This window comes from Terrisporobacter othiniensis, assembly GCF_000808015.1.
GTDB classification, from domain to species: domain Bacteria; phylum Bacillota; class Clostridia; order Peptostreptococcales; family Peptostreptococcaceae; genus Terrisporobacter; species Terrisporobacter muris.
Window position 1 is genome coordinate 87,360 of record NZ_JWHR01000038.1, and the last position, 20,706, is coordinate 108,065.

Genomic DNA, 20,706 nt, shown 5'->3' on the forward strand with positions numbered 1-20,706 from the left:
ATATATATGAGTACAGTAGCAGGATTAAAATATTCTCCAAAACATACTTGGGTAAAAGTTGAAGGAGAGTTTGCATTTGTTGGAGTAAGTGACTTTGCTCAAGAACAATTGGGAGAAGTTTTATTCGTTGAAATGCCAGAAATAGATGATGAACTAACAAAAGATGAGTCTTTTGGTGTTATAGAATCATCTAAAGTAGCTTCTGATTTAATAGCTCCAGTTTCAGGAGTAGTAGTTGAAATAAACGAAGATAAATTAGAAGATGAACCTGAATATGTTAATGAAGCTCCATATGATGCATGGATATGTAAAGTAAAAATGTCAGATCCAGCTGAGTTAGATACTTTATTAAGTGGAGAAGACTACGAAAAAGGTTTAGAATAATATATAGTTAACATATAATTTGAATTAAAATGAAAGCATAGTAAATTTAATAGAATTAAGTTTACTATGCTTTTTTAATCATATAGAATTTAAATAATATTAAAAGGTTATTTTATTAATATTTTAGTAATATAGAAGGTTGAGTGATTATAAAAATTAATTTATTGGGGTGAGTAAGAATGGCTAAAGTATTTTTTAAATCACATAACAAAGAAGTAGAATGTGAACTTGGGAAAAATTTATTAGATTTAGCGAGAGAAGCAGATATTTTTATAGATGCACCTTGTAACGGGGCTCAATCATGTGGAAAATGTAAAGTAAAGTTATTAGAGGGAAAGTGTGATACAGAAAAAACAGTACATATTAGTGATGAAGAATATGATCAAGGATATATTTTAGCATGTGCTACAAAAGTTACTGGAGATATTACGATAGATGTTCCATCTAAACTTTCATCATCAATGCATGACATGAAAATAGAAGGATCTGGGAAAAAGGTAGATAAACAATTATTTGATAGAGCTAGAGGAATAATAGAAGAAAATGAATTCTCTTATAGTACTAATGTTGAGAAAAAATATATTGAAGTAGATGAACCATCACTAGATGATAATATAAGTGATGTGGACAGATTAGAAAGACAAATAAAACAAGATTTAGGATTTGAAGGAATAGATTTTAGATTAGACATATTAAAAAAATTACCTAAAGTATTAAGAGAAGATAACTTTAAAATCACTTTAACTTATGTAAAAAAGAAAAGTAAGATAACTATATTAAATATAGAATCAGGTAATAAAGAAGGTGAATTATACGGACTAGCTATAGATATAGGAACAACATCTGTAGTTGTTTGTTTAGTTAACTTAATTACTAATGAAGTTGTAGAAAAAGCATCTTCAGGAAATGCACAAATAAAATACGGTGCTGATGTAATTAATAGAATCGTATTTGCTATAAGAAAAAATAATTTAGAAGTAATGAGAAAAGCAATTATAGATGAAACTCTTAATCCTTTAATCGAATCTATATATGCTAGTACAGGTATAAATAAAAATAATGTAGTAAGAGTTGTATTATCTGGTAATACAACAATGTCTACACTTTTCTTAGGTATATACCCTGATTATTTAAGATTAGAACCTTATATTCCTCCATATCTAAAATCACCTAATTTAATGGGTGAAGATGTAGGATTAAATGTAAATAAAAGTGCTTTAATATACTTATCTCCGAATGTGGCAAGTTATGTAGGAGGAGATATAACAGCAGGTACATTATCAGCTGGAATATGGGCTAGTGATGAGAATACATTATTCATAGATTTAGGAACTAATGGAGAAATTGTATTTGGGAATAGAGATTTTATGATGTGTTGTGCATGCTCAGCAGGACCGGCTTTTGAAGGTGGAGGAATTAGCTGTGGTATGAGGGCGTCAGATGGAGCTATAGAAAAAGTTAGTATAGATGAAAATACTTTGGACCCTGAGTTAACAATAATCGGAGAATGTACACCTATAGGAATTTGTGGTTCAGGTATAATAGATTTAATTTGTCAAATGCTTCTTAAAGGAATAATTGATAGAAGAGGAAAAATTAAGAAGGAGTTAGACAATAAAAGAATTAGATTTAATGAACATGATATAGGTGAATACGTATTGGCATTTAAAGAAGAGTATGCAGATTTAGAAAATGACCTATTTATAAATGAAATTGATATTGATAATTTTATTAGAACAAAAGGTGCAATTTATTCTGGAGCATCAGTTCTTGTAGAAAGTCTTGGTATGGACTTTGAAGTGATAGATAATGTTTATATAGCAGGTGGAATAGGAAATAATCTTGATATTGAGAATTCAATATTAATAGGATTGCTTCCAGATGTAGATAGAAGTAAGTTTAAATATATAGGAAATAGTTCATTAGTTGGATCATACTTAAGTTTAATAAGTTCAGATGCTAGACAGAAATTAGAAGAAATAGGATCTCAAATGACATATGTTGAGTTAAGTGTATACCCTACATATATGGACGAATTTGTTTCTGCATGCTTCTTACCACATACTAATATAGACCAATTTCCAACAGTAAAAGAAATTTTGGAATAAAAATAATAATTTAAAACATATAATAAAAAAGCTATGAAGTTAGGTAAAACTGCATAATTCATAGCTTTTTTATTATATTAAAAAAAGTATAAGTGTCATATTTTGTATAAAAATAAAAAAATGTAGTATTATGTATAATACTTAATATTCTGGAAATATTTAACTTTATTCACATGCATAGTCATATATGTTATATTATTAAGGAATCAAGCACAAGAAGTGCCAAATATTTATCAGAAGATTAATTAAGAAAATAAGTTAAGAAAAGATTAAACGTTACATAATAACAACATAAATATAATAATTAAGACCATGAAGGTTTTATATATCCTTATTGATATATATAATCTCATGGTCTTTTATATTTAATCAATATAAAAAGTAATAAGTATAAAAATAGTAATTTTAAGGGGGATATTTTATGGTAAAAAGTAAAAGTTTAAACAGAGTACTAGTAGTAATATCAGTAATAGGTTTAACGCTAGGTGCAGTTGGATGTTCTTCTAGCAAGAAGACAGAATCACCAGAAGCTAAAGTTGAATCAAGTAATTTTGAAAAGGTAGAGTATACATATTCTGACGGAGCGAAAGATTATGATGTAAAAGTAGAAACTCCAAGACAAAAAGCTGTAACTTTATCTCAATTTATGACAGAGATGTTACTAGCACTAGATTTAGGGGATAGAATGGTAGGAACAGCACTTTTAGATAACCCAATACTACCAGAATTTAAAGAAGCTTATGAAAAGATACCACAGCTTAAAATAGGTGAGGGACATTCTGTATCAAAAGAAGGTTTTATGGCTACAGGAGCAGATTTTGTTAGTGGTTGGGATTCATCAATAAGTGAGCAAACGACAGGATCTCCACAGGAACTTATTGAAAAAGATATAGCACCATTTATGGCTAAATCTTATTCTGCAGATGCTACAGTAGATACTGTTTATGAAGACTTTGAACTACTTGGAAAAATATTTGGAGTTCAAGATAAATCAACAGAAGTAATAAATAAAATGAAAAGTGATATAAAATCAGTAACTAATAAATTAGGAAATATAAAAGATGAAGATAGAGTGAAAATGATGGTGTATGATTCTGGAGAAAAAGATGCCATGGTAGTTGGATCTGGTCTTGCTAATAATTTAATTGAGCTAGCAGGTGGAAGTAATATATTTGGAAAAGATGCAAAAAAACCATATATAAATGTTTCTTTTGAGAGCATAGTAGCACAAAATCCAGAAGTAATATTAGTAACTGATTTTATGGCTGGACAACCAGTTAAAGAAAAAATTGAGTTTCTAAAATCTCATCCTGCATTAAAAGATGTATCAGCTATAAAAAATAATAAGATATATGTTGTAGGATTAGCAGATTTATCTCCAGGTGTTAGAAATCCTAAGTTAATAGAAGAAATGTATGGATATTTCTATGGAGAAAATAAATAATGGAGATATCGGTAAAGCAAAAGAGAAGCCTTTCTAACAAGAAAGGTTTCTTGTTTTGGATACTACTGTTAACAGTCATATTAGCGGTAACAGTAGTTATTGCTATTGCAATAGGTAGTACATACGTAGAACCTGGAGAAGTGTATAAAGTACTACTTAATAAGTTAACAAAAGGAAGTTTATTTGGCAATGTTGGAACAGTTATGACACAAAATATAATATGGGAAATTAGATTTCCTAGAGTTTTATTGGGAGCCATATGCGGAGCTGGATTGGCACTTTGTGGTGTAATGATGCAATGTGTGACAAAGAACCCAATAGCAGAGCCGTACATATTAGGAATATCTTCAGGAGCATCTTGTGGAGCAGTTGGGGTAATTGTTCTTGGAGGAGTATCAGCAATAGGAATTAATAGCATTAGTGCAGGTGCATTTGTGGGTTCTATAATATCAGGAGTATTGGTATTTGCAATAGGAACTAAAATGGGAAAGACAACATCTACAACAAGGCTTGTACTTACAGGAATGGCCATATCAACCATATTTTCAGCGTTAACTAATTTACTTATATATTCAGCAGAAAATTCAAATCAAGCTAAAAATGCGTTGTTTTGGACTGTGGGTAGTTTAGGTGGAGCAAAATGGGATGTATTATTACTTCCTTTTGTCATTTTAATCATAGTGATGATAATAGTGTTTATAATGTCTAAGTCTTTAGATATACTGCTTTTAGGAGATGATAATGCCATAGTTTTGGGTATAAATGTGAAGTTTATAAAATCTATGATATTAATATTAGCCACATTATTAACATCGTCTTTAGTTGCAATAACAGGTGCAATTGGATTTATAGGCCTTGTAGTACCTCATGTATGTAGAACTATTGGAGGAAATGATCATAAAAAGTTAATAGTACTTTCTTCTTTAGTAGGGGCTATATTTTTAATAATATCAGACGTATTTGCAAGAGGGCTTTTCCCTCCAATAGAAATACCTATAGGAATAATAACATCACTAGTTGGTGGTCCGTTCTTCTTATATTTAATTTCCAAAAGAGAATATGATTTTGGAGGCAATGAATAATGCATAAAATTCAAGTGAAAAATTTAAGATTTAGTATAGATAATAAAGAAATATTGAAAGATATATCTTTTGATATTCCTAAAGGAAGTTTTGTAGGTATTATAGGACCGAATGGGTCAGGTAAATCTACTTTATTAAAAAATATATATAGGCTATATAAGCCTTCAAGTGGGAAGATAATTTTGGACAATAAAGACTTATCCAAGATGAAAGATAAAGAATGTGCAAAAGAAATAGCTGTACTAGCTCAAGAAAGTAATTCTCAGTTTGACTTCACTGTGGAGCAAATAGTAAAAATGGGAAGATATCCTTATAAATCTGTTATTGAAGACTATTCCAAGGATGATTTAAAAATGGTATTAGAAATGTTAAAAAAAGTAGGTTTAGATGATTATAGTTATAGAAGTTTTTCTAACTTGTCAGGAGGAGAAAAACAGAGAGCTTTAATTGCAAGGGCATTAGTACAAAATACAGATTTTTTAATATTAGACGAACCAACAAATCATTTAGATATTGGGTATCAAATACAGTTAATGGATTTGGTAAAAAGTATGAATATAACAACATTGTCAGCAATACATGATATGAACATAGCATCTATGTATTGTGATTATTTAATAGTTATGAAAGATGGACAAATAAAGAAATTTGGAAATGTGGAAGAAGTAATAACATCAGAAACATTAAAAGAAATATTTGGAGTAAATGCTTATGTAGGCAAAAATCCAATTAATCAAAAATTACAAGTGTCTTTTATGCATACTCATGAACATATAAATGGGGTAGGTGATAACCATATACATGAGGATGGATTTACAGGATTACATTCTCATGAAGAGAATCAAATATATGTCTAATTTAGGAAAATACAATACAAAAACAAGTTTTTTACAATAATTTTTGTTGTAAGAAATAAATTGTACTTAAGTGTTTGACTTGCAAATAATATGAGTATATACTTATATTAATAGAAAAATTTGTAAATGAAATCATGAAGGTTTCTTATGGTATTGTAATGCCTTTGGAAATCTTTTTTTTGATTAGATTTATAATTAAGGGGGATTTTTATATGTGTGAATCATCTGCATTTGTATTAGGAAAAGATAATAAATTAGAAAAAGTAATGGAAAATGTGGTAAACGTAGATCCAACTGAAGGAAAGGTTTATTTAACAGATTTATTAGGAGAACAAAAAATAGTTGATGGATTTATTAAAGAAATAAGATTAATGGATCACAAAATAATTTTAGCAGAAAAATAAAAATTAAATCAGGGGTAGGTCAATATGATAATTGCAGTAATAGACGGAATGGGTGGAGGTATAGGAGCACAGGTTGTTAGCGCACTGAGGGAGGAATTACCGACATATATGGAGATATATGCTTTAGGTACAAACTCAATAGCAACAAGTGCCATGATGAAGGCTCATGCTAATAAAGGTGCAACTGGAGAAAATGCAATAGTAGTATCTTCAAAAAAAGCCAATATAATTGTTTCGCCTATTTCGATTGTTATGCCAAATACTATGATGGGAGAAGTAACAAGCGCCATAAGTGAGGCCGTTTGTGATAGCGAAGCATTTAAAATATTATTACCAATAATGCCAGAAAATTTTGAAGTAATAGGTATAGAAGGAAAACCATTATCATTATTAATTAAAGACACAATCAAAATAATAAAAAGGGAATTTAATATAAAATAAGGGGGACTTTAAAATGTTTAATAAAAATATAGCTTTATATCATGAAGGGCATCATCATGATGACGACCATGTACATACTGAGTGTGGATGCGGAGGTAACTGTCATGACCACGAAGAAGAAATTAGTAAGGATGAAAAGACGTTAAATATTTTATTAGTACACTGGGTAAATCATAATGAATCTCATGAAGAAGGCTTTAGAGAATGGGTGAGCAAAGCTAAAGAAATGGGAAAAGAAGAAACAGCTGAGTATATAGAAAAAGCAATAGAATATATGCAACAAGCTAATGAGATGTTATTAGAAGCTAAAAAACATATGTAGTTATGTGATATAAAAAGCAAAGAAGATGAAAATTTTCTTTGCTTTTGTTAATAATAGAATTAAATTTTAGATACAAATAATATTTTATAAATTTTAATTGTTGACAAAAAGGTTTTCATATAATATAATGAAATGGTATTGGAGAAGTACTCAAGTGGCTCAAGAGGATCCCCTGCTAAGGGATTAGGCTGGATTAAACCGGTGCGAGGGTTCGAATCCCTCCTTCTCCGCCAATCAAAAAGACTATGGAATAACTTCCATAGTCTTTTTTTATAATCTCAAATACTTCAAATAAAAATGATTCGCTACGCAGTGGCTCAAGTGAATCTAATTCTAAATTAATCTTTATTATTTTTGATCATATTTTTAGATATATCCATTACAAAGTCATTATAATATGGTAATGATTTAAATAAAATTTTAAGATTTAAAAGTTGATTTTCTATGTCATTTAAAATAATTTTTTGTGTTGTATCAGGATAATTCTCAAGAGTATTTAGTATTAACTTCAGACTTTTTGTAGAAGAGTCTATTTGATCTAAAATCACTTCGCTTTTTTCATATTGATCTTTTAATTTTAAACTTTGCATATATAGTAATTTAGCATTATCCAATAAAACTTCATTTTCAGTAATTTTTGATTTAAGTAGGTTTAAATCATCAATTTTCTTATTATTATCATTGTCAATATTTTCTTTATCATTTGTAGTTAAATAATTAATTATATCCTCAATATCTACATTGTCTTTTTTTAGTTTTACTTTAAAATAATATAGAAAACCAGAAATAATAATTGCAACTAAAGAGCTTGCACTTTGTATTGATTTACTATGTAAAGCAGATAAAGAATTAATTTTATCATTTTCTTTTTCAATATTTTCTGATTGTGAAGTTATGTCTAAGGTAATATTATTTAATATTTTTAGTTGTTCGGTATTATAGTTTATGATTTCATTTTCTAATTGAGTAGATATAGAGCTATTATAGCTTTGATTAAAATAATTTATATTTAAATCTTTAAAATTATCCAGCGTATAAGTAAGTTTATTTTTCTCAGTCAAAGTAAGATACCCTTCTTTGTGCATATTCTCAACATTTTGATAAATTTCTTTCATGCCTTCATTGAATTTATTTTTATAGTCTTTATCTTGTGTTAGAATATAAAGTCTTTGATCTTGAGAACATTTGACTAAATCACTTCTTAAATCACTTAGAATTAAAGTTTTTTTTCTTAAACTACTACTTTCTTCTATATAACTAGATATTTTATTATTAGTTCTATAAGTATATACACTTATAGAAAGTAACATTGTTATTATTACAGAAAGAGATATAATTATCTTTTTTTTCATAAATATTCACCAATTAATACTTTTTATATTAATATATTGTATAAATATGTAAAAAGTACCATGATTAGAGAGATATAAAAAATAAAGATATATTTATATAAACTTATTCTTCTAAAACATTCAATTTCTTTGCAACAATACCAGTTGAGCTGGCTTGAACTAGAAGTGTTACTACTATTGCCATAAATACAGTAGATGATATAATTTCATAACCAGGAACTTTATTTGATACTACAATACCTGATAATGCAGCGGGAATAACTCCCGTTTCTCTAACCCACATCATAAATAATTTTTCGTTCCAACTCCAATTTGCTTTTTTATCAAAGGCAGTACAAATTAGAACTACTAGTGGTCTAGCTATGAATATAAGAATAAGAACTACGAGTAGTGATTTCCAACCATATTTTATTAAAGAATTTAAATCCAAATGAGTTCCTAAAACAATAAAAATAGCCATTCTAGATATAGTAGCTATACATTCTCTAAAATGAACACCTTCTATATAAGGCTCATCATCAATCCAAAGATGGAAGGTTTTCTTATTACCTGCGACTAACCCAGCAATGAAAACAGACATATATCCGCTACCACCTAATTTTTCAGAAATTTCATAAGCAAGAATTGCAATTACCAATGATATTATAGGGGCATATTTATGGAAAATACCATATTGTTTATTAGATGATAAGGCTACACCTATAAGTGCTACGACAACACCAACTATTAAACCAATAAGAATCATAAACACTAGTTGTAAAACAGTTTGTCCTAAGCTAGTTTCTTGAGTCATGGTAACTCCAGCTAAAACACTTGAGAAGAGTATAGCGCCAAAGGCATCATTGAATGCAGATTCACTTATAACTGTTTGTTTTAACATTTTGTGAATTGATACTTGTTTAAATACAGGTATTAAGCTCGCTGGGTCGGTAGATGCAACAATAGATCCTAAAAGGATACTAGTTGATATTGGCAAATTTAATATGTAAAAAGCTCCAACTGCAATGGTACTTGCAGTTATAAAAACCCCTAAGGAAGCTAACATTAAAACTGTTATTTTAACTTTGTTTAAAATTTTCAACTTAATCTCTCTTCCGCCTTCATAAAGTATAAAAGCCGAGCCAAAATTTAAAATTAGCTCATTTGCAACTGGATATGAATCTATATTAACTATATTAAAAAATATAGGACCAAATGCAACTCCAAAAAGTAGGTAAATAACTACATCAGGTATTTTTAATTTTTCTCCGATAAATCCTCCAATTATTCCAAGGATACTAATGGAAGCCATTAGAAGAAGTAATTCATTTGCGCTAACTGCTACTATATTTGTTTCGCTCATAATTTTTACCTCCACAAATAATTATTTTTCATTAAAAATATTATTTGTAAAAAACTTATTTATATAGATATGTTAACAAAATAATTTTCATATTTTATTAAACTTGTTTTTTAATAGAAACATAATTAAAATAGTCATAGGAGGAATAAGATATGATTAGGAAAACAGATAGAATTGATGTAATGTTAAAAAGATTAGAAAAACTAAAATATAGGCTTATTTTAGATTCCTTAATAGTAGGTATAGTAGTAGGAATTATAATTGTTATACATAGAATTATATTATCAACACTTAGCCCTGTATTTATAAATTTTTATAAAAAAGCTAGTGAAAATTATATTTTAATACCTATATTATTTATAATTTTAATAGTTCTTGGATTTGCAGTTGGCAGAATGGTAAAGAAAGAGCCTATGATTAGTGGTAGTGGTATACCGCAAGTAGAAGGTATATTAACTAGAAATTTAAAACAAAATTGGCTCAATGTATTGGTATACAAATTTATAGGTGGATTAATTTGTTTAGGTGCAGGTCTTTCTCTTGGAAGAGAGGGTCCATCAGTTCAAATGGGAGCTTGTATTGGAGAAGGTATTTCTGAGAAAACTAAAAAATTAGATAATGAGAAAAAATATTTAATTACGAGTGGAGCAAGTGCAGGACTTTCAGCAGCTTTCAATGCACCCATATCGGGAGTCATGTTTTCTTTAGAAGAAACACATAAAAACTTTTCTTCTTTAGTATTAGTGTCAGCAATGATAGCATCTCTAATGGCTGATTTTGTCTCCAAAAACTTTTTTGGAATGACACCATCTTTACATTTTTCACAATTGAATTCTTTACCTTTAAAGTATTATTGGGGCCTTATAATTTTAGGTATAGTAATAGGAGTTAGTGGTGTTATATTTAGCAATGGTCTTTTAAAAACACAGGACTTATATAAGAAATTAAATAAAAGCGTGGAAGTAAAATGTATAATTCCTTTCGTCATAACAGGAATAGTAGGTATAATCTTTCCTATAGTATTGGGTGGGGGACATGATTTAATCATGGAATTAAAAGATAGTAACTTTACTATGATGTTTTTATTTACCTTAATAGTAGTTAAATTTTTATTCACTTTTGTTTGTTTTGGATCTGGAGCTCCAGGGGGAATATTTTTCCCACTATTAGTACTAGGAGCCCTTGTTGGTAATTTTGTAGGATTAGTTTTTGCAAAGTATTTGGGTATACCAGACATGTATATAGTAAACTTTATAGTATTAGCAATGGCAGGACATTTTGCCTCTATAGTAAAAGCACCTATTACAGCTATATTATTAATTTCAGAAATGACAGGGTCTCTAAATCATTTGTTGTCTTTAGCAGTAGTGGTAATAGTATCTCAATTAACTTCAGATATTTTAAATTCTGCACCAATTTATGAAAGTTTATTAAGCAGAATTTTAGCTAAAGGTATAAATAAATATGAAGGAAGAGTAGGGAAGAAAACTCTAATAGAAATAGCAGTACAAATATACAGTGAATTAGATGACAAAGAAATAAAAGATATAGATTGGCCTGAAGATTGTTTAGTAGTATCTATACATAGAGGTGAAAAAGAAATTTTACCAAGGGGAGATACGAAGATTTATGCGGGAGATTTATTAGTAATAATGACTAATGAAGATCATGCATCGTGTATGTTGGAAGATATATCTGAAATGGCAGCTACAATTTAATAAATATTAAGCAAACCATCAGTTGACTTGATGAATGTAAAATCAACCATAAATACATTGTGTCGACTGATGGTTTTATATTAATAAGATATAATATTAGATACGAGAATTTATTAAAGAAATTAGAAATATAGATTTAATAGGTAAATATAAAGGGGTTGAATAAAAATGGGGAAAAATATTGAAAAAAGAAGATTGTATGTGTTTTTAGGAATTGTATTTATACTTTCATGGGGATGGGTTGCTACAATACCTTTGACTGGAGACACTTATGGATCAAGCAAAAGTCTTATAATATTATCAGTTCTCATGCTAATACCAACATTATCTTCAATATTAACAAGATTAATTACAAAAGAAGGTTTTAAAAATATGTATTTAAAACCGAGATTTAAAAATAATATGAAGTATTACCTAACTGCATATTTTATGACGAATGTTTTTATAATATTAGGTGGAATTATATTTTTTATTATTTTTCCTAATATGCTAGATACAAATTTAACTTCACTTAAGGAATTATTACAAAACCAAGGTATAGCTATTGATGCAAAGATAATTTTGATTGCTCAATTTGCTCAAGGCATCTTAATAGGACCTATAATAAATATTATATTTACTCTTGGTGAAGAGGTAGGCTGGAGAGGATATTTACTTCAAAAGCTTTGTAAACAGTATTCTGTACAAAAATCCATAATTATAAGTGGAGTTATATGGGGAATATGGCATGCACCTATAATTGCAATGGGGCATAATTATGGGACTGGATATGTAGGAGCACCATGGGGAGGCATATTTGCTATGATAGTGTTTTGTGTGATTTTTGGATTTTATCTTTCATATTTAACTATAAAAACGAAAAGTGTTATTCCAGCAGGTATAGCTCATAGTGCAATAAATGGTTTCGCTGCCTTTAGTATAATTTTATGTAGAGGAACTGTAAATCCTTTTATAGGACCAGCACCAACAGGTATAATAGGAGGATGCATACTTATATTAGTAGGTATTTATTGCTATATAAAATTAGGAAAAATAGAAAATCCATTTGAAGAAGAAGTGATAATAAATAATTAAATATTAGATTTAAGGAGTTACTTAAGGAATGATTAATTAAATTGTTACCTAAATAACTTCTTTTTTTATTATAATGTGGTATGTTATAATTGACTGAAAATAAAAAATAAGGGATTATTGTATGGGAGGACTGTTGTGAGTAAAAATATAAAGCTAATTATAATATTTAGTATTCCAGCCATATTAGCATTAATTGAATGGGGACTAAGTTTTTCTACTGTATTTATAAGTGTATCAATGATGCTTATATACGTCTTAATAAGAGTCAAAAATATTGCATATAAAAATAAATATACAAAAGTAATATACCAAATTTATAGAATAATAATGATATTGTTTATATCATCCTTTATTATTCTACAAAGTGCAATTGTCATAAATATGTATAAAACAAAAGATATAAGTAATGTAAAACCTATTGATACAATGATAATTTTAGGTGCAAAAGTAAATGAAGATGGAGTATCTAAAACCTTAAAGCTAAGGCTAGATAAAGGTATTGAATATTACAATAAAAATAAAGATATCAATATAATTGTATCTGGTGGACAAGGTGAAGATGAGGTAACTACTGAAGCATCAGCAATGAGGGATTATTTGTTGGAAAAGGGCGTGAATGAAGAAAATATAATCTTAGAAGATAAAGCAGCTACCACTTTAGAAAATATAATATTTAGTAAAAAAATAATGAAAGATTTAAATTTGGCAAATAGAGCTTTGATTGTTACTAGCGACTATCATCTATTTAGGGGAAGATTTATAGCTAGTATTTTGGGGATTGATAATGAAGGATTATGTTCAATAAGTGGCTTCTCTAATAGGATTTATTATATGATAAGAGAATACCCTACAAGTATTATAGATTTATATAGGAGTATAAAACTTAGTTTTTGGAATTAAAATAAGAAGCTATATAGCTAAATTAAAGAGTATTTAGTTATATAGCTTTTATACTTAAAATGTTAAATATTACAAAGTTCATTTTTCATTATAAAATTACACAAAGAATAAATATTTGCATTTAGAACATCATCATTAAACTTAAGAGGAATAATTTTCGATAAATTATAAAATAATATGGTATTTTTATCTCTATCTATACCTTTATTGATATTTATTTCCAGAGAAATATTATTATCTTGGCATATTATAGTATAATTGTCGTTATAGATTGAAATATTGTTTTGATTTTCAGTAAAAATAAAATAATTCATGATAAGTTTTTTGATCTTTGTTTTTAACAAAATTTTTATATAATTTTACACTTTCGCCACCATCTATAATATCATCCCTATGAATACCAAAGAATGTTTCAACTGTACTTAAACTGCAATCTTCTAAGTTTAGAGGACTTTTAAATTGTTTAACAAATCTAAAAATATCGAAGTCGTCTTCTTTATTCAAAGTAAAATCAATGTTATGTTTTTTTAATCTATAATTTATAAACCCTATATCAAAGCCTAGGCCATTATAAGTTACATGTCTTTTGAAACACTTAATATCATTAGCAAAGGCAGTAAGCACTTCTTTTTCTTCATCTTCATTTTCTGCAAAAAACTGTTTAATAACAGTCTTATCTTGGCAATTATATAGAATACCAATTAAAATAACTTTGCAAAACTTAGGATTTAGTCCTGTGGTTTCAATGTCGAAAATAAAGGTGTTATTATCTATGTTTAATTTTTCATTAAGAATTTTCTCTATAATTTTCATGATATTTCTCCTTTTTTCATTTTTGTACTATAATAGACGTTGAATAAATTAATTTAATCATATATTAAATAGGAATCATAGTAAATGTAATTTTATAAATAATAAACAAATACTTCAAGGTGGGAAAAAATGATTGATAAAGATAAATTAAACGAAAATCAAAGAAAAGCAGTGGAACATGTGGAAGGACCTTGTATGGTGCTGGCTGGACCTGGTTCAGGTAAAACAAGAGTTATAACTTATAGAATAGCAAATATGATAATGAATAATAATATTCCTCCAGCAAGAATATTAGCAATAAGTTTCACGAAGAACTCTTCTATGGAAATGCAAAATAGGGCATTGCAAATTTGTAAGGATAATAGAATAAATAAAGTTACTTTTGGGACTTTTCATGCTGTTTTTTACAAGATTTTAAGATATTTTGGAAGATACGATATGAATAGTATTCTTGATGAAAAAACAAAAAGAATCACTATAAAAGGAATACTTAAGAATTTAAAAGTAGAAAACGGCGAAGATGACGAGACTGTGGGACAAGTTATAAATGAAATTTCTTATGTGAAAAATGAGCTTATGGATAAGCAGGATTTTGAATCAGAAATTTTAACAAAAGATGAGTTTATAAATACTTACAACATGTATGAAGAATATAAGGAACAAGTCAAAAAAATAGATTTTGATGATATGTTACTAAGAACATATTATTTGTTGAGTCAAAATAAACAAGCTCTAGATATGGTTAGACAAGTTTATAAATATATTTTAGTAGATGAGTTTCAGGATATAAATAGAGTGCAATTTGAGGTTCTAAAACTAATGGCAAATCCTAATAATAATATATTTGTTGTTGGAGATGAGGATCAAAGTATTTATGGATTTAGAGGCGCTAGACCAGACTTTTTATTACAGTTTGAAGAGTACTTCCAAGGTACAAAAAAGATATTACTAGATATTAATTACAGGTCTAAAAAAGAAATAATTGATGTATCTAATAAATTGATAGAGAAAAATATAAGTAGATATGATAAAACTATAAAATGTCACCAAGGAGAAGGTGCTATAGTGAATTATATTACACCGAAGGACTCAGAAGATGAGGCAATTCAAATTGGAAAAGAAATATTAGAAGAAATTAAAAAGGACTATGTAGAATATAGTGATTTTGCAGTTATTTACAGGACAAATATTCAATCTAGAGCTCTTGTAGATGTGTTTATGGATATGAGAATACCGTTTACTATAAAAGACTCTATAGTGACAATATATGATCACTGGGCAGCAAGAGATATACTATCTTATTTGAAAATAGCTGCAAAGCAACATACTAATGAAGATTGGATAAGAATAATTAATAAACCATTTAGATATATATCTAGAGATAATTTAAGTCAAATAAAAGAAGATAAGGATTTTGTTAATGCTTTAATAACAAAGTGTAATCTTCATCCAAAACAAGTAAAAACCATAAATGATCTGGATATTGATATAAGTTATTTAAAACATCAATGCCCACAAGATGCTATATCTTATATAAGGACAACTTTAGATTATGATAAATATATTTTAGATTATTGTGTTAATAGAAAAATAAAAACAAATGGATTAATAGAAATATTAAATGAGATAGAAAGTTCAGCGTCTAATTTTGAAACTATTGAAGAATATTTAACTCATATAGAAAAAGTTAAAGAAGAATTAGAGCAAAATCAGCATAAAAAAGAGCTGGATGGAGTAGTATTTACTACTATGCATAGTGCTAAAGGTTTGGAATTTAGATATGTATATATTATAGGTATTAATGAAGGTACCATTCCACATGAAAAGTCTTATGATATTGATGATGATGAGAAAAAAGATGAGCAAATTGAAGAAGAGAGAAGACTTATGTATGTAGGTATGACTCGTGCAGAGGAAAGTTTAACTTTGAGCTCACCGATAAATAAATATGGCAAAAAGGCATATAAATCAAGATTTTTAGATGATATAAAAAATCCAACAAAAGAAGAGATTAATAGTGTGAGTATTGGGGATAAACTTTATCACAAAAGTTTTGGAGATGGAAGAATTGTGGGTAAAGATGGAGATATGGTACAAGTTAAATTTAAAAATGAAGAGAAAACATTAGATTACAAACTATGTATTAGAAATAATATCATTAAGAAGTTATAAATAAAGATATGAACAAAAATAAAAAGATTCTGAAAATTGTTGTTGACAAAGTTAGTTTATCTAACTATAATTTTATTAATAATTTGAAAAGGAAAATTCTAGGAAAAAGAAAGTAGCCTAAATAGAGTTTCAGCGAGTTAGGGTATGGTGTGAGCCTAATAATAAAGTTTAGTGTGAAGAGAGCTTTGGAGAAGATTATCAGAACCTAAGTATGATAATAGGTAGCGCCTGCCTTAAGGGTTTGAGAGGATAGAGCTCAACTCAAGTAATGAGAATTTTGTTTAGCAACGGATTTGTCTGAAATAATAGCAAAGACATATCGTTGGCGAAACGAGCGGAGTGAGTTTTATCAACAAGAGTGGTAACGCGGTTAATTCGTCTCTTAGTCATTATGACTAAGGGACTTTTTTATTTGGGTAATACCGTTACACTAATCAGTATCAAAATGATATGCTAACAGGCGACATGAATTTTTTAGAGATTATATTTTAAATTATAAAAGGGGGATATTGAAATGAAAGGATTAAAGAAAATATTAGGATTAACTTTGGCTGCAATGATGACGATATCATTAGTAGGATGTTCAAGTAGTGGGGATGACGGTGGAGATAGTAAAACAGCAGACAAACTTCAACAAATTAAGGATGCAGGTGTACTAAAAGTAGGAACAAGTGCTGAATACTCACCATATGAATTCCACAAGGTAGTAGACGGAGAAGATAAAATAGTAGGATTTGATGATTTTATAGTTCAAGAAATAGCTAAAGATATGGGAGTAAAAGTAGAATACACAGACATGGACTTTGATGGATTACTAGGGGCTTTACAAGCTGATAAAGTAGATATAGTTTTAGCAGGTATGACACCAGATGAAACTAGAAAGAAAAGTGTAGACTTCTCAGAAATATATTATACAAATAGTAATGTTTGTATAGTAGCAAAAGGAAAAGAAGATTCTATAAAAAGCTCAGAAGACTTAAAGAACCTAAAAGTTGGAGTTCAAAAAGGAACAACTCAAGCAGATTATGTTACAAGTGATAAAGAAGGTTGTCTAGGAATATCAGATGCAACACAATTGAAGAAAATACCAGATTTAATGTTAGAACTTCAAAATGGAAAAATAGATGTTATAGTAACTGGTAAAGCAGTTGCAGAAATAAATGTAAAAAATTATAAAAATGTAGCTATAGGGAATACAACTATAGGAGATGAAGTTGCAGAAACTGCAGCAGCAGCTATAAAAAAATCAGATGATAAAGTTGATAATACTGCATTTTTAAAATCTGTAAATGATACAATAGCAAAATTAGATAAAGACGGTAAAATAGATGAGTATATGCAACAAGCTTTAGAATTAGCCAAATAAGAGACATTAACTAGGAGATGGATATATGGATTTTAGTAAATTAAGTGGGTACTATGGATTAATTATTAAAGGGGCAGAGTATACCATATTAGTATCTATGGTATCATTGGTTATAGGTTTTGTTCTTGGTTTATTAATTTGTTTAATGAAAATGTCTAAAGTTAAGATATTAAAACTAATATCAAGTGCATACATTCAAATTCTTAGAGGTACACCATTATTTGTGCAAGTATATATTATTTATTATGGATTTCCACAACTAGGCTTCGACTTTCCAGATGTAGGGCCTATATCTTCAAAATTTATAGCAGGTGCATTTGCATTATCTATAAATTCCAGTGCTTATGTGGCTGAAATATTAAGATCTGGAATACAGTCTGTTGATAAAGGTCAAATGGAGGCTAGTAGATCTTTAGGTTTAGGATATAAGGATACAATGAGATTTGTAATAGTTCCACAAGCTATAAAAAATGTGTTGCCAGCTTTAGCAAATGAGTTCATAACATTAGTAAAAGAATCAGCAGTACTTTCTGTTATAGGAACCCAAGAGCTGATGTTTAAGGCAGGAATAATAGTTACAGCAGTTTATAGCCCAATGGAACCGTATTTAGTAGCAGCAGCTACGTATCTTGTAATAACTTATGTATTATCTAAATTAGTATGTATATTAGAGAAAAAATTAGCTCAGTCAAATTAGAATAATATAAGGGAAAGTGATAAGATGATAAAGATAAGTAATTTGCATAAATTATTTGGAGATTTACATGTACTTAAGGGTATAGATTTACAAATTGATAAGGGTGAAATAGTTGCAATAGTAGGACCAAGTGGATCAGGCAAAAGTACACTTTTAAGATGTATGAACTTACTTGAAGAACCTACAGAAGGTGAAATATTATTTGAAGATAAAAATATAACGGATAAGAAAGTTAATATTGATGAAGTAAGACAAAATATAGGAATGGTATTTCAAAATTTTAACCTATTTCCTCATATGACTGTTTTAGATAATATAACTTTAGCTCCTATTAAAATAAAAAAAATAAGCAAAGAAGAGGCAAATAAAAAAGCTCAGATATTATTAGATAGAGTAGGGCTATTAGATAAAAAAGATGCATACCCTTCTCAGTTATCAGGAGGGCAAAAGCAAAGAATAGCCATAGCTAGAGCATTGGCAATGGAGCCTGATATGATGTTATTCGATGAACCTACATCAGCTTTGGACCCGGAAATGGTAAAAGAAGTTCTAGATGTTATAAAAGAACTAGCTAATGAAGGAATGACTATGGCAATAGTTACTCATGAAATGGGATTTGCAAAAGAAGTAGCAGATAGGGTTATATTTGTGGATGATGGAAAAATTGTAGAAAATGGTACACCAGAAAATGTATTTAATAATCCTACAAATGAGAGAACAAAAGAATTTTTAGCTAAGGTTCTATAAATATATTATTGTAATAAAAAAACTTCCAGATTATCTCTGGAAGTTTTTTATTATCAAATTAATTTAATTCATATTATGTTTAATAATAAAGAAGGTATATATAATATTACTGTAATTTAATTGGATAATACTAGATTTTTTATAAATTAAATAATCTTAATAATATATTCCTTTTTGGAAAAGGTCTTTAAGCTCATCAAGATTATTAGTTTTACCTAATGCTAACATTAATTTTATTCTTGATTTATGTCCATTTAAGTCACCAGCAAAGATACAACCTAGATTTTTTAAATCTCTTCCTGATCCTAAATAGCCATAAGAATCGTAGACTCTACCAGTTGAACATCTAGAGGTTATAACAACTATAACGCCTTTTTCTCTGGCATATTTAACCCCCTCATACATTAATGGAGGTATATTTCCTCTTCCCATTGCTTCTATTATAATACCTTTATATCCCATATCTACAGCATGATTTATAAAAGTGTAATCCATTCCTATTCCTGATTTAAAAAGAGCAACTTTAGTTTCTACTTTATCAGTATCTATAAAAGTTCTGTAAGCAACATTTTTAAATAATAGAAGTTCATTACTGTCAACTATACCTAAAGATCCCTTACCAGGTGATTGGAAGGTATTTAAGGCCATAGTATCAGTTTTAGTTGCTTCTGATGCTAATAATACTTCGTTGTTTAAAACAACAAGAACACCTTTGTTTTTAGCATTTTCTGATATAGCAACACAAATAGCTGATGATAAGTTATTTGAACCATCATAACCAAGTTCAGAACTACTTCTCATAGCTCCTGTAACGATAACAGGTTTTTCATGATTTATTACTAAATCTAAGAAATAAGCAGTCTCTTCTAGACTATCAGTACCATGAGTTATTACAACACCGCATATATCATCTCTGTCTAATAATTCTAATACAGAGTGCTTTAATTGCATTAATTTTTCAGGTGTCATATGAGGTCCTGGAATTTCATCAAAATCTTTTATTTCAAAATCAGCAACATCTTTTACGTTAGTTGCCATAGACATTATTTGCTCTCCTGATAATGTTGGTACATTTGCACCAATCTCTTTATCTATTGTCATAGAGATAGTTCCACCAGTAAATAGGATACCTACCTTTTTTTTAGTAGACATAATATTACCTCCTTGAATTTAAATACTACTTTAATTATACCAAAAATATAAAGTAAAAATTATTATTTTTAAAGAATTTTCATCACTTTACTTTAAAAGTAAACACAAAAAAAGAGCCGGGGAAGCTCTTTTTTGTTCTGATAAATTAAATCTAATTCGTCTTAGACATAATATATATCTATTCATAAAAAGGGGTATTGAATAGAAACTTTAATTGGGTTATCAAGGGGATAACTACTTATATATAATAGCAATATTCGACAAAAAATGCAACACAATTTTACAAATTTTTTAGATAAATATTTCAGATTATATTTAAATGGAAAAATGT

At 28.4% G+C, this 20,706-nt stretch carries 19 protein-coding genes, 1 tRNA gene and 1 other annotated feature; of the genes, 16 read left to right on the plus strand and 4 right to left on the minus strand.

Annotated features, from left to right (window positions below):
- Positions 1 to 6 precede the first annotated feature (6 nt).
- The 9 genes from gcvH (at position 7) to QX51_RS03470 (ending at position 7,275) form a co-directional block, all read left to right on the plus strand.
- Positions 7 to 384, plus strand: coding sequence for a glycine cleavage system protein GcvH (gene gcvH, locus QX51_RS03430; protein ID WP_039678509.1), 378 nt, complete (start codon positions 7 to 9; stop codon positions 382 to 384).
- 179 nt (positions 385 to 563) lie between these two features.
- Positions 564 to 2,492 carry a corrinoid activation/regeneration protein AcsV gene (acsV, locus tag QX51_RS03435; protein ID WP_039678510.1) on the plus strand — a complete coding sequence of 643 codons (1,929 nt, stop codon included), beginning with the start codon at positions 564 to 566 and terminating at the stop codon, positions 2,490 to 2,492.
- 421 nt (positions 2,493 to 2,913) lie between these two features.
- Positions 2,914 to 3,936, plus strand: coding sequence for an ABC transporter substrate-binding protein (locus QX51_RS03440; RefSeq protein WP_039678511.1), 1,023 nt, complete (start codon positions 2,914 to 2,916; stop codon positions 3,934 to 3,936).
- Positions 3,936 to 5,018, plus strand: a complete 1,083-nt coding sequence (locus QX51_RS03445) for a FecCD family ABC transporter permease (RefSeq protein WP_039678512.1) — start codon at positions 3,936 to 3,938, stop codon at positions 5,016 to 5,018. Before QX51_RS03440 ends, QX51_RS03445 begins: the two co-directional genes overlap by 1 nt.
- Positions 5,018 to 5,875, plus strand: coding sequence for an ABC transporter ATP-binding protein (locus tag QX51_RS03450; protein WP_039678513.1), 858 nt, complete (start codon positions 5,018 to 5,020; stop codon positions 5,873 to 5,875). Before QX51_RS03445 ends, QX51_RS03450 begins: the two co-directional genes overlap by 1 nt.
- 212 nt (positions 5,876 to 6,087) lie before the next feature.
- Complete coding sequence (locus QX51_RS03455) at positions 6,088 to 6,279, plus strand: CooT family nickel-binding protein (RefSeq protein ID WP_018592076.1); 192 nt, start codon at positions 6,088 to 6,090, stop codon at positions 6,277 to 6,279.
- A gap of 24 nt (positions 6,280 to 6,303) precedes the next feature.
- On the plus strand, positions 6,304 to 6,720 hold the full coding sequence (locus QX51_RS03460) for a DUF3842 family protein (protein ID WP_039678514.1): 417 nt from the start codon (positions 6,304 to 6,306) through the stop codon (positions 6,718 to 6,720).
- Positions 6,721 to 6,733: 13 nt separating this feature from the next.
- Complete coding sequence (locus QX51_RS03465) at positions 6,734 to 7,042, plus strand: DUF8180 domain-containing protein (protein WP_039678515.1); 309 nt, start codon at positions 6,734 to 6,736, stop codon at positions 7,040 to 7,042.
- A 140-nt stretch (positions 7,043 to 7,182) separates the two neighbouring features.
- Positions 7,183 to 7,275: transfer RNA gene (locus QX51_RS03470), tRNA-Ser, on the plus strand.
- A 105-nt stretch (positions 7,276 to 7,380) separates the two neighbouring features.
- Here the strand turns inward: QX51_RS03470 and QX51_RS03475 are convergent.
- Positions 7,381 to 8,394 carry a CHASE3 domain-containing protein gene (locus QX51_RS03475; protein WP_039678516.1) on the minus strand — a complete coding sequence of 338 codons (1,014 nt, stop codon included), beginning with the start codon at positions 8,392 to 8,394 and terminating at the stop codon, positions 7,381 to 7,383.
- A gap of 103 nt (positions 8,395 to 8,497) precedes the next feature.
- Complete coding sequence (locus QX51_RS03480; protein ID WP_039678517.1) at positions 8,498 to 9,736, minus strand: cation:proton antiporter; 1,239 nt, start codon at positions 9,734 to 9,736, stop codon at positions 8,498 to 8,500.
- 152 nt (positions 9,737 to 9,888) lie between these two features.
- Between QX51_RS03480 and QX51_RS03485 the strand changes: the two genes are divergently transcribed.
- The 3 genes from QX51_RS03485 (at position 9,889) to QX51_RS03495 (ending at position 13,428) form a co-directional block, all read left to right on the plus strand.
- Positions 9,889 to 11,454, plus strand: coding sequence for a ClC family H(+)/Cl(-) exchange transporter (locus QX51_RS03485; protein WP_039678518.1), 1,566 nt, complete (start codon positions 9,889 to 9,891; stop codon positions 11,452 to 11,454).
- 168 nt (positions 11,455 to 11,622) lie between these two features.
- Entirely contained in the window at positions 11,623 to 12,528 is a 906-nt protein-coding gene (locus QX51_RS03490) for a CPBP family intramembrane glutamic endopeptidase (RefSeq protein WP_052232859.1), read from the plus strand.
- 135 nt (positions 12,529 to 12,663) lie between these two features.
- Positions 12,664 to 13,428 (plus strand): YdcF family protein, encoded by a 765-nt coding sequence (locus QX51_RS03495; protein ID WP_052232860.1) that lies wholly within the window; start codon positions 12,664 to 12,666, stop codon positions 13,426 to 13,428.
- 291 nt (positions 13,429 to 13,719) lie between these two features.
- On the opposite strand, the gene QX51_RS03505 is transcribed toward QX51_RS03495, so the two are convergent.
- Positions 13,720 to 14,241 carry a ribonuclease H-like domain-containing protein gene (locus tag QX51_RS03505; RefSeq protein WP_052232861.1) on the minus strand — a complete coding sequence of 174 codons (522 nt, stop codon included), beginning with the start codon at positions 14,239 to 14,241 and terminating at the stop codon, positions 13,720 to 13,722.
- 129 nt (positions 14,242 to 14,370) lie between these two features.
- On the opposite strand from QX51_RS03505, the gene QX51_RS03510 reads away from it, so the two are divergent.
- The 4 genes from QX51_RS03510 (at position 14,371) to QX51_RS03525 (ending at position 19,223) form a co-directional block, all read left to right on the plus strand.
- Complete coding sequence (locus QX51_RS03510) at positions 14,371 to 16,413, plus strand: ATP-dependent helicase (protein ID WP_039678520.1); 2,043 nt, start codon at positions 14,371 to 14,373, stop codon at positions 16,411 to 16,413.
- A 91-nt stretch (positions 16,414 to 16,504) separates the two neighbouring features.
- Positions 16,505 to 16,799: a binding site (T-box leader), on the plus strand.
- A 128-nt stretch (positions 16,800 to 16,927) separates the two neighbouring features.
- Positions 16,928 to 17,779 (plus strand): transporter substrate-binding domain-containing protein, encoded by an 852-nt coding sequence (locus QX51_RS03515; RefSeq protein WP_039678521.1) that lies wholly within the window; start codon positions 16,928 to 16,930, stop codon positions 17,777 to 17,779.
- A gap of 25 nt (positions 17,780 to 17,804) precedes the next feature.
- Positions 17,805 to 18,476, plus strand: coding sequence for an amino acid ABC transporter permease (locus QX51_RS03520; RefSeq protein ID WP_039678522.1), 672 nt, complete (start codon positions 17,805 to 17,807; stop codon positions 18,474 to 18,476).
- A gap of 24 nt (positions 18,477 to 18,500) precedes the next feature.
- Positions 18,501 to 19,223, plus strand: a complete 723-nt coding sequence (locus tag QX51_RS03525; RefSeq protein WP_039678523.1) for an amino acid ABC transporter ATP-binding protein — start codon at positions 18,501 to 18,503, stop codon at positions 19,221 to 19,223.
- Between the two features lie 156 nt (positions 19,224 to 19,379).
- On the opposite strand, the gene QX51_RS03530 is transcribed toward QX51_RS03525, so the two are convergent.
- A complete protein-coding gene (locus QX51_RS03530) occupies positions 19,380 to 20,375 on the minus strand; it encodes an asparaginase (RefSeq protein ID WP_039678524.1) in 996 nt (331 codons plus the stop codon).
- Positions 20,376 to 20,706: the final 331 nt, after the last annotated feature.

Excerpts from the sequence above, each read along its gene's own strand:
- gcvH (WP_039678509.1), top strand. The coding sequence starts at position 7 with ATGAGTACAGTAGCAGGATTAAAATATTCTCCAAAACATACTTGGGTA.
- acsV (WP_039678510.1), top strand. The coding sequence starts at position 564 with ATGGCTAAAGTATTTTTTAAATCACATAACAAAGAAGTAGAATGTGAA.
- QX51_RS03440 (WP_039678511.1), top strand. The coding sequence starts at position 2,914 with ATGGTAAAAAGTAAAAGTTTAAACAGAGTACTAGTAGTAATATCAGTA.
- QX51_RS03445 (WP_039678512.1), top strand. The coding sequence starts at position 3,936 with ATGGAGATATCGGTAAAGCAAAAGAGAAGCCTTTCTAACAAGAAAGGT.
- QX51_RS03450 (WP_039678513.1), top strand. The coding sequence starts at position 5,018 with ATGCATAAAATTCAAGTGAAAAATTTAAGATTTAGTATAGATAATAAA.
- QX51_RS03455 (WP_018592076.1), top strand. The coding sequence starts at position 6,088 with ATGTGTGAATCATCTGCATTTGTATTAGGAAAAGATAATAAATTAGAA.
- QX51_RS03460 (WP_039678514.1), top strand. The coding sequence starts at position 6,304 with ATGATAATTGCAGTAATAGACGGAATGGGTGGAGGTATAGGAGCACAG.
- QX51_RS03465 (WP_039678515.1), top strand. The coding sequence starts at position 6,734 with ATGTTTAATAAAAATATAGCTTTATATCATGAAGGGCATCATCATGAT.
- QX51_RS03475 (WP_039678516.1), bottom strand. The coding sequence starts at position 8,394 with ATGAAAAAAAAGATAATTATATCTCTTTCTGTAATAATAACAATGTTA.
- QX51_RS03480 (WP_039678517.1), bottom strand. The coding sequence starts at position 9,736 with ATGAGCGAAACAAATATAGTAGCAGTTAGCGCAAATGAATTACTTCTT.
- QX51_RS03485 (WP_039678518.1), top strand. The coding sequence starts at position 9,889 with ATGATTAGGAAAACAGATAGAATTGATGTAATGTTAAAAAGATTAGAA.
- QX51_RS03490 (WP_052232859.1), top strand. The coding sequence starts at position 11,623 with ATGGGGAAAAATATTGAAAAAAGAAGATTGTATGTGTTTTTAGGAATT.
- QX51_RS03505 (WP_052232861.1), bottom strand. The coding sequence starts at position 14,241 with ATGAAAATTATAGAGAAAATTCTTAATGAAAAATTAAACATAGATAAT.
- QX51_RS03510 (WP_039678520.1), top strand. The coding sequence starts at position 14,371 with ATGATTGATAAAGATAAATTAAACGAAAATCAAAGAAAAGCAGTGGAA.
- QX51_RS03515 (WP_039678521.1), top strand. The coding sequence starts at position 16,928 with ATGAAAGGATTAAAGAAAATATTAGGATTAACTTTGGCTGCAATGATG.
- QX51_RS03520 (WP_039678522.1), top strand. The coding sequence starts at position 17,805 with ATGGATTTTAGTAAATTAAGTGGGTACTATGGATTAATTATTAAAGGG.
- QX51_RS03525 (WP_039678523.1), top strand. The coding sequence starts at position 18,501 with ATGATAAAGATAAGTAATTTGCATAAATTATTTGGAGATTTACATGTA.
- QX51_RS03530 (WP_039678524.1), bottom strand. The coding sequence starts at position 20,375 with ATGTCTACTAAAAAAAAGGTAGGTATCCTATTTACTGGTGGAACTATC.